Consider the following 14,893-nt stretch of genomic DNA (forward strand, 5'->3'; position numbering starts at 1 on the left):
ATGTCTGAAAAATTAAGTATCCAATGATGTTAGACCAGAACAGCTCGCTTAAAAGACTTCACCAATTTGTTTCTCTTTATGCACTTGATCTTTTACAAGAGGCTGCACTTCTAACGTGAGCAAGCTCTACTTCTACAATAAAGGCAATGCCGGGCTTTATTTGTGTTCTAAGTCGAATTCGGTGGTGTGGCCGTCGCCGTGGATGAGTTGATAGCGGGATAGGTCGCCGTTATCTAACGTTATTAGGCTTATTGCGGAGTCGCTTACTAAATACTTTTGGCCTTCGCCTAGGGTTTGGTGTTTGTCTACTTCCATGTGCCAGCGTTTGGTGAAAAAGTTAAGCGGGCTTTTGGGGCCGTATAAAATAGAGTCGAGTTTGTCTAGTACGTTTATTAACTTACGCGGAAATTCGTTTTTTATCCCACTTGCGGTGAGCTGCCATATTCTGTTTGGGTGATCACCAAAGCGCTTTTGCACCGAAAAACAAAACGAGTAATGTACATCGCCCGATAAAATAAGGGTTTCGTTTGGGGTGTCGGTGCGTCTAAAGGTGTCGAGTAGTTTTTTAGCCGAGCCTTCGTGGGCCATCCAGTTTTCTACATCAACCATCAGTGGCTGGCCGCATATATTAAAAGCCGCTTGAATGGCTTCTATTGATTTAACGCCAAATACTGGCGCGGGCGATACTATAATGACTTTATCGTGACTGAGTAGGCTTTCTTCAAGCTCTGTAAGGCGTTCCCAATCGAGCAGGCCTGATGGCTCATTAAAATTACTTTCGTTACGCCAGCGGTGTGTGCGGGTGTCGAGCACCACAACTTTAGGTGTTGTAGTTAACTCGTAATGCCAATGGTTAAATTCGTTTAGGGGTTTATCAAACGCTTTAAATTGCCATTGGTTGTTAGCGCTTAAGCTTTGTTTAAATTGCGGTATTAGCGCGCTTGTTTTTGTTAGCGCATCGTTACCCATACCTTGGAACAACCAGTAACTAATAAGCCCATTATTTATTATGCGTTTACTGCTTGGGTTTTGGTTTATGGCTTGCTCCCACCCTGCGGTGAGGTTCCAATCGTCGGTTACGTCGTGATCGTCAAACATCATTAACGTCGACACATTAGCAAATAATTTTTCTACTTCATTCAGCCCTTTAGCATAGCCAATTAACGCCGATTTTTCGGCATTAAAAATACGTTGATGCTCTGGGTTTTGCCCCGTGTAATGCGCGTTTTGTAAATCAACACATTGCCAGGCAGCGGCGCTTAAATTAAGTAAATAAAGCGCTATAAATTCTTCAAAGTGAATAAGGTGGTTAAATGCTTTTACGCTTGAAAAATGCGGCTCGTCTTTTTTTAGCCAGTAGCCCACACCCAGTTTTGAGCGCTTTTGCCACGGGGTTTTGGGTAAAAAATGGTGCCTGTTGTAAAGCTGCTCATTTAACTGCTCTGGCAGTGGCAACGCCATGGGTTGCTCTTTATAAATACCCAGTTTTTCAATAAGCTGATGAATAACCAATAACATAGGCCCTGCTACATCGTCGGCGTAAACTTGGTCGCCGCTTAACAGCAATAATTGTGCGCCGGGTGTATTTTGGCTGCGTTGAGTGTTTTGCCATTGGCTTGATGTTACTAGGCTGTCTTTTGCGGGATGATGCGCGTTTCGGCACGAGCCATGTAATATGCTATTTAGTTTATTGGGTATAACAAATGCTGGAGTTGCTTGGTTGCTGTAAGCCCAAGCAGATAGGTCAACCTCATTGCTATTTATTATTAATTGATACGCTAGTAAAGTGTCGAGCGCAAAAGGTGTACTTGCCGGTTTTACAACTACAAAGTGTAAATAAAGGCGTTCGCCTAGTGTAATGGTTTGCTGCTCGCTAACACTTTGCGTATTGAGTATATTAATTTGGCACTGTGCGGGGGTTGACGTTGCAAATACTATGCACACGCCTGTTTGCTCAGCGCGGCGCACCATTGGCCCCATAAGTAACATAGGAAGTTGCGCCGCGTGAGTCGTCATATTATTAGCCTTTAGCTGCTAATTTAAATAGCGAGTAAAAGTTATCGGTGGTGGCTTTAGCTAGCTCGTTAAAGCTAATGCCTTTTAACTCACTAATGTAATACGCTACATCTTGCACGTAAGCAGGCTGATTAGTTTGCCCACGGTGCGGTACGGGTGCTAAATACGGCGAATCGGTTTCTATTAGTAGTCTGTCGAGTGGGATTTGCTTTACTACATCTTTAAGCTCTACTGCATTTTTAAACGTTACAATGCCTGAAATAGAAATATAAAAGCCCATATCTATGGCTTTTTTAGCCATGTCCCAGTCTTCTGTAAAACAATGCAGTACGCCGCCACAGTTTTCGGCATTGTGCTCGCGCATTAGGTTAATGGTGTCGGCACGGGCGTCGCGTGTATGAATAATTAGCGGCTTTTGTAGTTCGTTTGCCACGTCAATGTGGCCTACAAAACTTGCTTGCTGTACTGCATGCGTGTCTTTTGCGTAGTAGTAATCTAGGCCTGTTTCGCCTATGGCAACTACTTTATTGTGTGACGCTAAATCAATTAATTGCTGTTTGTTAAGCGCGTCTTTTTGATCGAGCGGATGCACGCCACACGATGCCGATACATCGTCGTAGTGCTTAATTTTATCAAGCATACTTGGGAATTGGTCAAGCGTAACGCTTACACATAAAAAGTGTTCAACCTGTTTGGCACGTGCTTGGTCTAGCACTTGGTCTAGGTTTAAATCGAGTTTATCAAAGTCAAGACGGTCTAAATGGCAATGCGAATCTACAATCAAAATTGGGCCTGTTTTTTACTACATGGTGTAAGTTGGATTACCGGAGTTTAACATAGTCCCCAGTAGTTTTTCGATCTTGGCGTTTAGGTTTGTTTTGTCGTCTAAAAAGCTAATACCAATGCCTGGCGGGTTTGAGCTTTGCGCACCTTGTGGGGTGATCCACGCAACCTTGCCGGTTACTATGTCGTCTTCTAGTGCGTCGGGAAGGGTTACACGTAACGCCAGCGAGTGCCCTACTTCGTAACGCATGTTAGTACGCACAAATAAGCCGCCTTTTTTTAAGTAAGGCATGTAACAGCGATATAATTCGTCTAGGTCGTCTATATCTACTAATAGCTCTTGCATGGTTAATCCTTTTATTTATTACGTAAAATGTACGCTAATCGCGATAAGGCAAGCGGTAAATTAAGGCCGAGAATTTTTGTGTTATTTTGCAAAAATTCGCTGAGTGCTTGCTGCGCTTCTTGATACGCTTCAAAGCTCATACCTTGTAATAATTGCTGTTTTAATTGCTCGCTTAAAAATAAGGTAAATATACGAACCAGCTCCGGTTGTTTATTTATTATATCGACTAACGCTTTGAAATTATGGCTTTGTTTAAACTCAGTTGCAAACTTATAAAGGGTATCTATATTTTGTAACTGGTTTTGCTCTTGCCACTGTTTTACTTGTAATGGCTGGCTATAAAAAAGCGGTAGCCAAGGGTAATTTTGTATTTGTAACGACTCAAGCCATTGCTGCGCTAGTTGTGTACTTGTTACTTTTACGTCGGTTTTAGCGCATCGGCTTAAAATAGTGGCTGGCAATTGCGCAGGTTGGCTTGTGGTTAATATTAAAAACCGGCTATTGCTTGGCTCTTCTAGCGTTTTTAACAAGGCGTTAGCCGCTGCCATGGTCATTTTTTCGCAGTTTTCTATTACCACTACTTTGTTGCCATTTTGCGCCGCTGAGTGGTTCATAAAATCGCTAATGGCGCGTATGTCGTCTACGCCAATGCTTTGGCCGTCTACCTGGGTTATGCGCTTGTCGGGGTGCGTACCCGCAAGGTTAAGCGAGCAACTTTTACATTGCCCACATGGCGCTAAAATACTGTTTGATGCGGCTGTTTGCTGGGTAATATTTTGGCATAACAAGGCATTGGCTAATTCGTCACTTAAGGCAAACTTACCTACACCCACAGGCCCACAAAACAATTGGGCATGATGAAAACGCTGACCACGAAAGCTTTGTGCTAAGTGTTGCTGTGTTTCATATAGCCAAGGTAGAGACATGTTATTTTAGCTCTTCAAAAAAAGTACGTAATACGTTTGTGATATCGCGATGTACTTTATCAATTTCTTGATTGGCATCTACGGTTTTAATTGAGTTGTCGTCGCTTGCAAGCTCTAGGTAGCGCATGCGTGTACGCTGAAAAAACTCAATAGCTTCTTGCTCTATTCGGTCAAGTTCACCTCGCCCTTTAGCACGTTCAAGGCCAATTACTGGGTCTATGTCGAGATAAATGGTTAAGTCGGGCTTTAGGCCTTTTAATACCATAGACGATAACGACGCTAGTGTATTTGAGCTAATGCCACGCCCGCCGCCTTGATACGCCTGCGACGATAAGTCGTGACGGTCAGCTAATATCCATTTACCTTGCTCAAGCGCTGGGTTTATTACATTATGCATTAGCTGCGAACGTGCGGCGTACATAATAAGCAGCTCGGTTTCGAAGGCTATTTCTTCTTCGTGTTCGGCTTTTACCAAGGTGCGTAACGACTCGGCCAATGGCGTGCCGCCGGGTTCGCGTACGTTAATGTATTCTATTTGTTTTTTGTTTAAAAAGTCTTGGCAAAGTGAAATAGCGGTTGATTTACCCGCGCCTTCTAAGCCTTCTACTACTATAAATTTTGGTTTCATAAACACGTTAATTCTTTTTATTTAAAATATAGGTTTTAACTGCCGCGTTATGTTGTTTTAACGTGGTAGAAAATTGGTGGCTGCCATCGCCTTTTGCTACAAAGTAAACATAGTCGCTTTGTGGCGGGTTTACCGCAGCCAAAATAGCTTCTTTTGATGGCATAGCTATTGGCGTTGGCGGTAATCCATCAATACGGTAGGTATTGTATGGCGTATGATTGCGTAAATCTTTGTATTTAATATCGCCGTCAAAGTTTTCACCCAGGCCGTATATTACGGTTGGATCGGTTTGTAGGCGCATTTTGGTGTTTAACCGATTAACAAAAACCGAGGCAATTAACGGGCGCTCGCTGGCTACTGCGGTTTCTTTTTCAATAATTGAAGCCATTATTAGTGCCTCGTACGCGGTGCTGTAAGGTAAATTGTTAGCGCGTTTTTGCCATGCATCGCTTAGTGTTTGTTGCATGGTTTGTGCGGCGCGTTTTAATACACTGCTTGCGGTATCGTTATGCTGGTAGTGGTAAGTATCTGGAAATAACCAGCCTTCTAACAATGTTTCTTCATTTATAATTTGCTTACCTAACTCGTCTAACTTTAGATCGTTATTTAAATTAGGCGCATTTTTAATATTTGCTAATACATCGCGCAGCGCTTGGCCTTCAATAATGGTAAAGCTAAAGCTGATTTGTTGACCTTGGTTTATTTTTTTTATGTTATTAATAACACTGGTATTTGAAAGCTCGTAAAGCCCGGCTTTTAAATCGGTTAGTGTGGGGTCGAGCTTTGCAATAACTTGGTAACGCCAACAGCTTTCAACCCAGTTTTTTGCTTGCCATTGCTGGCATAATTTATTAAAACCGGTGCCCTTTTTTACCTCAAATTGTGTGCTTTCGCTTATATTTAACGAGCTTTGTAGGGTTGCCTGCAATTGCTGATAGCCAATAGCTGTGCTAATAATCGCTAAAAAAGCGACTGATAAAATAACTTTTAACACTAAGCCTCCTTGGCTAATAATTTAGTTAGCAATGCGTTGCTGTGCGCTACATTAAAGCACTGCTGCTCTATGCGTTTAACAGGTACTGCATGCATTAAACTGTTGCATACAAATACAGCATCGGCCTTGATTAAATCGTTTACTGTAATGTGTTTAAACTCAACCACTAATTTATCACATAACGCTTGCAGATAAACGCCCTTTATACCGCATTCATTGAGCTTTGGTGTAAATACTTTACCGTGTTTAATGGCAAATATATTAGCTGCTGAGGCTTCAATTACCTGGTTGTTGTAGTCGAGCACAAGTACGTCTTCGCAATTTTGCGTTTGCATGGCTTTTTTAATGAGTACTTGCTCTAACCTATTTAGGGTTTTTAGCCCCGCAAGTAAAGGCTGCGCCGCTAATTTAATTGGGCTTATTTCAAGGCTAACCCCCTGCTCTGCAAGTGTATTGTAGTTTGCAGGGTATTCAAGCACGCTTACTATAATTGTTAAATTACATTCGCTTGGTAAGTTATATCCACGCCCGCCTTCACCGCGTGTTACGAGTATTTTTAACACGCCCGTTTGCTTTTGTTTTACTTGATTGTGTATATGTTGCTCTAAATGGCTAAAGTCGAGTTCAGGAAAGGCTAAACGCTCAGCACATTCAGCTAAGCGGGCTTTGTGATGGTGCCAATATTCAACTTGCCCGTTTACAATTTTTGCTGTTGTAAAAAAACCATCGCCATAGTTTAAGCCTCTGTCGGTTATGCTAACGGCGTTTGATTGGCTGGCATTTATGATTGTTTGCGTATTATTTATTATTTTTTGCATATAAAAAAAGCCCAGTTAAACAACTGAGCTCTTATAAAGTGGTTCGTTGTTAAAAAAGATTATACCTTTTTAAATAGCAACGAGCCATTAGTACCACCAAAGCCAAATGAGTTACACAGTGAGTAATCTAGTTTTGCATCGCGTGCTGTATGCGCAATGTAATCTAGGTCACAGCCTTCATCTGGGTTATCAAGGTTGATTGTAGGCGACACTTTTTGATCTTTTAGCGACAATATCGACACGATTGATTCAACTGAGCCCGCTGCCCCCAGTAAGTGACCCATCATCGATTTAGACGAGCCAACCATTACGTCTTTTGCAGCATCACCAAAAATAGATTTAACTGCAGCAGTTTCGGCTTTATCGCCAGCGTTGGTCGACGTACCGTGAGCGTTTATGTAACCTACTTGCTCTGCATTTACTTGCGCATCTTTTAATGCGTTTTCCATTGCAAGGGCAGCACCTGCGCCGTCTTCTGGAGGGGATGTCATGTGGAATGCATCGCCACTCATACCAAAACCAACTAGCTCGGCATAAATGTTTGCGCCACGTGCTTTTGCGTGTTCGTATTCTTCAACAACTACAACACCCGCACCATCAGAAAGTACAAAACCGTCACGGTCTTTATCCCACGGGCGCGACGCTGCTTGTGGGTCGTCGTTACGTGTTGATAATGCGCGTGCTGCGTTAAAGCCACCCATACCAATAGGTGTACACGCTTTTTCGGCACCGCCAGCAACCATAGCGTCGGCATCGCCGTAGGCAATCATACGTGCTGCATGGCCAATGTTATGTAAACCTGTCGTACACGCAGTTACAATTGAAATATTAGGGCCACGTAGACCGTACATTATTGATAAATGACCCGAGATCATATTAATAATGGTAGAAGGCACATAAAATGGAGATAGCTTACGTGGGCCACTGTTAAGTAACTTAACGTGGTTTTCTTCAATTAGCGTTAGGCCGCCAATACCAGAACCAACAGCAACACCAATGCGCGTTGCGTTTTCTTCTGTGATTTCTAGACCTGAATCTTTAAAGGCTTGAACACCCGCTGCTAAACCATATTGGATAAATAAATCCATTTTTTTTGCATCTTTTGGTGGCATATAAGCCGATGCATCAAAGTCGTTGATTAAACCAGCGAACTTTGTTCCAAATTTTGATGTGTCAAAGTGTGTTATTGTTTGTATACCACTTTTAGCATCTAATAAGCCTTGCCAGGTTGATTGAACATCATTGCCTAGCGGCGTCAACATTCCTAAGCCAGTTACGACGACACGACGTTTAGCCACGGTTTGCCTCCAATAAGGGATATTTATAATTTTATTAAAATTTTAACCATTTTAATTTTTAAATGGTTTTTTAATCCAATTAGATTCACAAGGGGATCATCATACCCAAGCAACCTCAAAGTGCGAGTCTCAAACTTGTTTGACAACACATAACGCAAACAAAATTAATGTTAGTTAAATTTGGGGAGTTAAGGTTTGATTTTTGAATCATGAACTTTGAGGTGGTTTGGATACATAGATTAAAGGCAGCGAATGCTGCCTTTAATATACAATTGATTACTCAGCGTGAGCTGTTACGTAATCGATTGCGCTTTGAACTGTAGTGATCTTTTCAGCTTCTTCGTCTGGGATCTCAGTGTCAAACTCTTCTTCAAGAGCCATTACTAGTTCTACAGTATCAAGAGAATCTGCACCTAGGTCATCTACGAAAGAAGATTCGTTTTTAACTTCTTCTTCTTTAACACCTAGTTGTTCAATGATAATTTTTTTTACGCGTTCTTGGATATCGCTCATTCTTCTTTCCTTTATTAAAACGCCAATGCGTTATTTTCAGATTGCGGGGTAGTTTACGCCGCATAATTCTCTGATTCAATGATTTGACCGTAAATAATTGTCTGGTCAAACCTCTGAGTGTGTGTTTTCCCTGTTATCGCTTATTTTAATAGCAATTTCAAGTATGTTTAAAGCAAGTTCACAAATAATTCAATGTTTTTTAGTGAATTATGCCAACTTAATTCTACTCTTGTAATGGCTACATGGTTATTAAACCATATACATCGCGCCATTTACATGCAAAGTTTCGCCTGATACATACGCAGCCGCGTCAGATGCTAAATAACACACTGCAGCTGCAATTTCGTCAGGTTGACCTAAACGACCCGCTGGCACATTAGCTAAAGTGGCTGCTTTTTGGTCATCGGTTAGCTCGTTGGTCATATCTGTTTGGATAAAACCCGGTGCAATTACGTTCACTGTAATCCCGCGCGAGGCAACTTCACGTGCTAATGATTTAGAAAAACCAATAACACCCGCTTTAGCCGCAGCATAGTTAGCTTGCCCTGCATTACCCATAGTCCCTACTACCGAACCAATATTAATGATACGGCCGTTCTTTTTCTTCATCATTGGGCGTAACACTGCCTTAGATAAACGGAAAATAGAGCTTAGGTTGGTGTCGATAATATCGTCCCACTCGGCTTCTTTCATTCGCATAAGTAAATTGTCGCGCGTTATACCTGCGTTATTTACTAGTACGTCAATATCACCTAAGTCGGCTTTTATTGCTGCCAAAGTAGCCTCAATTGAAGCAGGATCGGTGACGTTTAATGCATAACCTTTACCGTTATCACCTAAATAGTCACTAATGTTAGCCGCACCCGACTCGCTTGTTGCTGTACCCGCTACTTTTGCGCCTTGTGCAACCAGCATAGTTGCAATTGCTTTACCAATACCACGGCTTGCGCCTGTAATTAGGACAACTTTGCCCTCTAAAGAAAATAAGTTAGACATTTTTTTACTCTTATTTAGCTGTATCAATTGAAGCGGCGTCGTTTACTGAGCCACATACCATTGCTTTATCAATTCGTTTTGCCAGGCCTGTTAATACTTTACCCGGACCAAATTCGTAGCTCTGCGTTACACCTTGCGCCACTATAGCTTGCACTGTTTCTGTCCAGCGTACTGGACTGTATAATTGACGCACAAGTGCATCTTTAATCGCGTCAGCTGAACTTTCTGCTTTTACATCTACATTATTAATTACATCACACTTAGGTGTATTAAATGTTAAAGCGGCTAAATCATTCGCCAGTTTTTCTGCTGCCGGCTTCATCAGTTCGCAATGCGAAGGCACACTAACCGATAGCGGTAATGCGCGTTTTGCGCCCGCTTCTTTACAGGCTACTGAGGCTCTATCTACCGCCGCTTTATGCCCGGCTATTACAACTTGACCCGGTGAATTGTAGTTAACTGGCGATACAACTTCGCCTTGCGCCGATGCTGCACACGCCGCTTTAATTTCGTCATCGCCTAAACCAATAATAGCCGCCATCGATCCCACACCTGCTGGTACGGCTTCTTGCATGTACAAGCCACGGTTTTCTACTAATTTTACAGCTTCGCTTAAACTGATTACGTTACTGCATACCAATGCTGAATATTCACCTAAGCTATGTCCTGCCATGACAACATCGGCGTCTGGGTTTTTAGCTAACCAGTCGCGATAAATCGCAACGCTTGCGGTTAATAATGCAGGTTGAGTTCGGTGGGTTTCGTTTAGTTTTTCTTCTGGACCGTTAAGAACTAACGCTGCTAAGTCGTATCCCAATGCGGTTGATGCTTCTGCAAACGTTGATTTTACAATGTCGGAGGTTTCTAAAAGCGCTTGTAACATACCTACGCTTTGCGAACCTTGACCTGGGAATAGAAGTGCAATTTTTTGTGCCATACTTTGCTCTTTTTAATTAAACAAATAAATAATGAAATACACGGCACATCAATTTACTGATTGGCCACCGTGTCTTTAGAATGTGTTTTTTCGAAAATAGCGGCTATTTTAGTGGGAAGTTGGCGTTCAACTTCTTTTACCGCTTCATCGATTGCTGCTTGAAATGCCTTAGCTGAGGCGTTTCCATGGCTTTTAACGACAATACCGCGCAATCCTACCAGAGAAGCACCGTTATACTGGTCGGGGTTCACCCTTTTATAGAGTTTTTTTATGATTGGGCTAAGGATAAACGCCATACATTTATATATAAGGTGTTTTTCGAGGGCTTTTGAGAACTTATTCATGATAAGTTTGGCTATGCCTTCACAGGTTTTAAGGGCAACGTTGCCAACAAACCCTTCGCATACGATAACGTCAGCCTTACCTGTAAAAATATCGCTACCTTCACTGTAACCAATATAATTTATATGTGGGCTTTGCTGCATTAATTGCGCAGCGTGTTTTATGTCGTCGTGGCCTTTTATGTCTTCGGCACCAATGTTTAACAAACTTACGCGCGGGTTATCACAACCAAGAGCTTGGCCAGCAACCACTGAGCCCATTAGACCAAATTGGTAGAGTATTTCGCTATCGCAATGTACGTTTGCGCCTAAGTCGAGTAAATACACTGGGTTTTTACGCTCTGTTGGTACAGATGAAATAAGTGCGGGACGTTTTACACCAGGCAACATTTTTAATACGTAATGCGCCATAAAAAATAACGCGCCAGTATTACCTGAACTTACGCATGCTTGAGCCTCGCCTGATTTAACTAAATCAAGGGCAACGCGCATTGAAGAATCTTTTTTTGAACGAACAGCAACAGCAGGTTCGCAGGCATTAGTGACTATTTCACTGCAATGACGAATTATGAGTCTTGGGTGAGATAAAGAATCGAGGGATTCGAGTTCTTTAGATATAACTTGCTCGTTACCACACAGTATAAGTGTAAGGTTGGCGTGAGCGTTTACTGCACTAACAGCAGCAGGAATAGATGAACGGGGGCCGTAATCGCCCCCCATCATATCTAACGCTATGGTTAGATTATTCAGCATCAAAGCAATCTCTTAGTTAGAAATTACTTGAACGCCTTTGTAGTAACCGTCAGCAGTTACATGGTGACGACGATGAGTCTCACCTGAAGTTTGGTCAACTGTTAAAGTTGGACCGTTGATCGCATCGTGTGAACGGCGCATGCCGCGTCTTGCACGAGACTTTTTGCTTTTTTGTACAGCCATTAGTCTTCTCCTAAGAATCTTTCTTAAGTTGTTTCAAAATATCAAATGGATTTGGTTTATCATCTTCCGCTTTTAACACACCAAAGCTGGCAGGCTTTGACGAGTAATTGCACGAAGCTTCGTTGTGTGTAGGCACTAATGGCACCGCTAAAATTAATTCGTCTTCGATTAACTCAAACACGTTAATTTCACCGTTTTCATCAAGCGCTACTTCATCGTAGTCTTCTGGAAGATCATCCGACTCAGCATCCAAACCAATTGGCGAATACATAAAGTCTTGATCCAAATCCAACCCTAAATCATCATTACAACGTTGACAAGTTACAGTAACGTGTGTGGACAAATTGCCGCTAATCACAACTAAACCTTGCTCATCGTTTTTGCACTGAATTTTTACCGCTATTTCACCTACTTCTTCCTGTACAACACCTCGTAAACGAGTCAGTTTTTCAAGCGGTACAATACCATCGTATGATAAACGGTGTTGCGCTGCTTTCCCAGGATGAAGAGTGAAGGGAATTTTTACCTTTTGCATAGGGGCTGCATCATATAGATAGTTAGTTTGTTAGTCAAAGTAAAAAACCATTTTTACTAGGTTTTTCACGTGTTTTACTCACGGATCTGATTTATCCTAACTCAATCTGATTTATCTTAGGAAAACCATTCATGAAGCACTCGCTTATTTTAGCCTCAAGCTCGCCTTTTAGGCAGTCTTTATTACAAAAATTTAATTTACCGTTTAAAGCCTTTTCACCCGATGTTGACGAATCAGCACTTGAAAACGAAACACCCAATGAGTTAGTTAAGCGTTTAAGTGAACTTAAAGCTACTGAAGCTACTAAACATTTTAACGAAGGTTTAGTTATTGGTTCTGATCAAGTGGCTGTGTTTAATGACCAAATTTTAGGTAAGCCGCACACTAAAGAAAACGCCGTAAAGCAATTGAGCCTGTTTAGTGGCCAAACAGTTACTTTTTTAACCGGATTATGTGTTTTTGATATTCAAAGTGGGCAAAGTAAAAGCCTTGTTGAACCATTTAATGTGACTTTTAAAACACTCACTACAGCACAAATTAGCGCTTACTGCGATGCAGAACAGCCTTATAATTGTGCTGGTAGCTTTAAAAGTGAAGGACTCGGCATTTGTTTATTTGAAAAACTAAGCGGTGACGATCCCAATAGTTTAATTGGATTGCCACTCATTAAACTCAGCCAATTATTAGCTGAGTTTAATGTTGATGTGTTGAGCCTTCAAACCAAATAACGCTTGCTTTAAGTGTTAGCCTATTAATACCTGTTGCAACTGTTGGTAGCTATCGACTGTTGCAATTGGGTCATACTCACTTAATTGCTGTGCATTGTGTACACCCATAGTAACGCCTATTCGGTCCATGTTTGCTGCCCTACCCATTGCCATATCAATTTGTGTATCACCTATCATTACAGCTTCGTTGGCACTTACGCCAAGCTCCGCTAATAATTGATAAAGCATATCGGGTGAGGGTTTAGACTGTGCGTCGTCACTTGTGCGGGTGGCACTAAAAAAATGCCTCAGCTGGCTTTGATCTAATAATCGTTCTAAGCCGTCTCTTCCTTTACCTGTTGCAATAGCAAGTACTGCCCCGTTTTGTTTAAGGGCATTGAGGACGTTTGCTACATCATCAAATACAGGTGTAGGTGTTGGGTCAACTTTATAATGTGCCTTGTATGCATTAATTAGTGCGGTTTGCTTTGTTGGGTGACTGGGGAATAGTACCTCCATTGCCTTTTCAAGCGACAGCCCAATAATATTTTTTATTGCGGTGTCGCTTGGCGGTGCAATATTTAAAGATTGTGCACTGCATTTAATACAGTTAACTATTTTGCCAATTGAGTCCATGATGGTGCCGTCCCAATCAAAAATAACTAATTTGTATTGATTACTGGCCATACATTAAGACTCTTTAGCTGCGCGTAACTTTAATAAGCAACTGCTAAGGGCTTTATCAAGGGGTGCTTCTACACGCATAGTGGTTTCGTTTTTAGGGTGATAAAAACTTAAATCGTGCGCGTGTAAAAATAAGCGATTTAAACCTACTTTGCGCATTCCTGCGTCAAACGCTTGGTCACCGTATTTATCGTCGCATGCAATTGGATGCCCTTTGCATTGGGTGTGTACACGAATTTGGTGTGTTCGCCCTGTCACCGGCGACGCTTGTACAAGTGAACATTCGTTAAAACGCTCTAGTACTTTAAAACGAGTATGCGACGGCTTGCCTTCAACATTGTCTACGCGAACAACGCGCTCGCCCGATTTAAGCGTGTTTTTGCGCAGGCCTTCGGTTACGTTTTTAGTTTTACCATCCCACTGGCCATCAACTAACGCCCAATAGTTTTTTTCCATGGTTTTTTCACGAAGTTGCTCGTGTAACGATGTTAAAACTGAGCGGCGTTTTGAAATTAGTAGACACCCCGATGTATCGCGGTCAAGCCTGTGTACTAGCTCAAGGTTGCGCTCTTCTGGGCGAAGTACGCGCAGCGCTTCTATTAAGCCATAACTTAAACCACTGCCGCCATGAACAGCCATGCCTGATGGTTTATTTATAACAATGAGGTATTTGTCTTCAAATAAAATATCGTCTTCAAGGCGCGTTACTTTATCTAGTTTTGAAGGCACAAACTCTTCGCGCTCTGCCACTTTTATAGGTGGGATACGAATGATGTCGTCTAACTGTAATTTATATACTGGCTTAATACGCTTTTTATTTACACGCACCTCGCCTTTACGAAGAATTTTGTAGATTGCGCTTTTAGGCACCCCTTTTAAATGGGTAATAAGAAAGTTATCAATTCGCTGACCTAAATGGTCTTCGTTGATTGTGACAAAAGATACTTGTAAGCCGGTTTTTTCTGACATTGCCTAATCACTGATTTAAGTAAAATAATTTAGTTGCTAACACTGTTATAATAGTGGGATAATCAGCAGCGCAAATATTTAGTATTTGCAAATAACAACGGTGCTTTTTAACTTAACACATTAAAACATTCGTGATGCACATTCTGGGTAGCCGATCATACAGATCCGAGTTAAGTTTTCCAAAGCTTTTATACATACCTAGTAAACACGTGCGGTCAACTAACAGCAATGCGCGTAATATATTGCAGGTTAAGTTTGAACATGAAGTGGTTTTTAATGCGATTGAAAAAGCAATGAACAGATAATTTGTCTGATAGTGACGGCGTAAAAAGCGCCGTTCAGCAACTGCTCAATTATTGTAGTACCGTAAAGCAGCTTATTTAGAACTAAAAAAATCTAATAAATAAGTATTCATTAACATCGGCAGCGAATTTTGCTCTTAAACCAGGATTTAGCGATACATCAC

Annotated in this window: 17 protein-coding genes; 1 reads left to right on the forward strand and 16 read right to left on the reverse strand. The window is 41.7% G+C overall.

All coding sequences use genetic code 11. The annotated features are described in order from the left end of the window. Window positions 1–156: 156 nt before the first annotated feature. The 14 genes from MTF67_RS10305 to yceD all read right to left on the reverse strand — a co-directional run bounded on the left by MTF67_RS10305 (window position 157) and on the right by yceD (window position 12,067). A complete protein-coding gene (locus MTF67_RS10305) occupies window positions 157–2,016 on the reverse strand; it encodes an alkaline phosphatase D family protein (protein WP_248519471.1) in 1,860 nt (619 codons plus the stop codon). Between the two features lie 4 nt (window positions 2,017–2,020). Continuing rightward, window positions 2,021–2,800: a YchF/TatD family DNA exonuclease gene (locus tag MTF67_RS10310; RefSeq protein WP_058429078.1), complete on the reverse strand. Its 780-nt coding sequence runs from the start codon at window positions 2,798–2,800 to the stop codon at window positions 2,021–2,023. A gap of 18 nt (window positions 2,801–2,818) precedes the next feature. Then, window positions 2,819–3,145: a PilZ domain-containing protein gene (locus MTF67_RS10315; RefSeq protein WP_006792298.1), complete on the reverse strand. Its 327-nt coding sequence runs from the start codon at window positions 3,143–3,145 to the stop codon at window positions 2,819–2,821. A gap of 11 nt (window positions 3,146–3,156) precedes the next feature. Further along, complete coding sequence (locus tag MTF67_RS10320; RefSeq protein ID WP_248519472.1) at window positions 3,157–4,071, reverse strand: DNA polymerase III subunit delta'; 915 nt, start codon at window positions 4,069–4,071, stop codon at window positions 3,157–3,159. Between the two features lies 1 nt (window position 4,072). Continuing rightward, window positions 4,073–4,699, reverse strand: a complete 627-nt coding sequence (gene tmk / locus MTF67_RS10325) for a dTMP kinase (protein ID WP_039037938.1) — start codon at window positions 4,697–4,699, stop codon at window positions 4,073–4,075. A 7-nt stretch (window positions 4,700–4,706) separates the two neighbouring features. After that, a complete protein-coding gene (gene mltG / locus MTF67_RS10330; protein ID WP_248519473.1) occupies window positions 4,707–5,693 on the reverse strand; it encodes an endolytic transglycosylase MltG in 987 nt (328 codons plus the stop codon). Beyond that, window positions 5,693–6,511, reverse strand: coding sequence for an aminodeoxychorismate lyase (pabC, locus tag MTF67_RS10335; protein WP_248519474.1), 819 nt, complete (start codon window positions 6,509–6,511; stop codon window positions 5,693–5,695). The genes mltG and pabC overlap by 1 nt, the downstream gene beginning before the upstream one ends. A gap of 59 nt (window positions 6,512–6,570) precedes the next feature. Next, entirely contained in the window at window positions 6,571–7,809 is a 1,239-nt protein-coding gene (gene fabF, locus MTF67_RS10340) for a beta-ketoacyl-ACP synthase II (protein ID WP_058429082.1), read from the reverse strand. A gap of 276 nt (window positions 7,810–8,085) precedes the next feature. Continuing rightward, window positions 8,086–8,322 (reverse strand): acyl carrier protein, encoded by a 237-nt coding sequence (acpP, locus tag MTF67_RS10345; RefSeq protein WP_006792304.1) that lies wholly within the window; start codon window positions 8,320–8,322, stop codon window positions 8,086–8,088. Window positions 8,323–8,571: 249 nt separating this feature from the next. Then, on the reverse strand, window positions 8,572–9,318 hold the full coding sequence (gene fabG, locus MTF67_RS10350; RefSeq protein ID WP_006792305.1) for a 3-oxoacyl-ACP reductase FabG: 747 nt from the start codon (window positions 9,316–9,318) through the stop codon (window positions 8,572–8,574). Between the two features lie 10 nt (window positions 9,319–9,328). Continuing rightward, a complete protein-coding gene (gene fabD, locus MTF67_RS10355; protein WP_248519475.1) occupies window positions 9,329–10,255 on the reverse strand; it encodes an ACP S-malonyltransferase in 927 nt (308 codons plus the stop codon). A 53-nt stretch (window positions 10,256–10,308) separates the two neighbouring features. After that, window positions 10,309–11,349, reverse strand: a complete 1,041-nt coding sequence (gene plsX / locus MTF67_RS10360) for a phosphate acyltransferase PlsX (RefSeq protein WP_010557311.1) — start codon at window positions 11,347–11,349, stop codon at window positions 10,309–10,311. 12 nt (window positions 11,350–11,361) lie between these two features. After that, a complete protein-coding gene (gene rpmF / locus MTF67_RS10365) occupies window positions 11,362–11,532 on the reverse strand; it encodes a 50S ribosomal protein L32 (protein WP_004587686.1) in 171 nt (56 codons plus the stop codon). A gap of 10 nt (window positions 11,533–11,542) precedes the next feature. Beyond that, entirely contained in the window at window positions 11,543–12,067 is a 525-nt protein-coding gene (yceD, locus tag MTF67_RS10370) for a 23S rRNA accumulation protein YceD (protein ID WP_008126337.1), read from the reverse strand. 131 nt (window positions 12,068–12,198) lie between these two features. On the opposite strand from yceD, the gene MTF67_RS10375 reads away from it, so the two are divergent. Beyond that, window positions 12,199–12,795, forward strand: a complete 597-nt coding sequence (locus MTF67_RS10375; RefSeq protein WP_248519476.1) for a Maf family protein — start codon at window positions 12,199–12,201, stop codon at window positions 12,793–12,795. A 15-nt stretch (window positions 12,796–12,810) separates the two neighbouring features. On the opposite strand, the gene MTF67_RS10380 is transcribed toward MTF67_RS10375, so the two are convergent. Next, window positions 12,811–13,461, reverse strand: coding sequence for an HAD-IA family hydrolase (locus MTF67_RS10380; RefSeq protein ID WP_248519477.1), 651 nt, complete (start codon window positions 13,459–13,461; stop codon window positions 12,811–12,813). A 3-nt stretch (window positions 13,462–13,464) separates the two neighbouring features. Further along, window positions 13,465–14,427, reverse strand: a complete 963-nt coding sequence (gene rluC, locus MTF67_RS10385) for a 23S rRNA pseudouridine(955/2504/2580) synthase RluC (RefSeq protein WP_039037885.1) — start codon at window positions 14,425–14,427, stop codon at window positions 13,465–13,467. Between the last annotated feature and the right edge of the window lie 466 nt (window positions 14,428–14,893).

It is taken from the genome of Pseudoalteromonas sp. 2CM32C, assembly GCF_023161925.1.
Lineage (GTDB): Bacteria > Pseudomonadota > Gammaproteobacteria > Enterobacterales > Alteromonadaceae > Pseudoalteromonas > Pseudoalteromonas marina.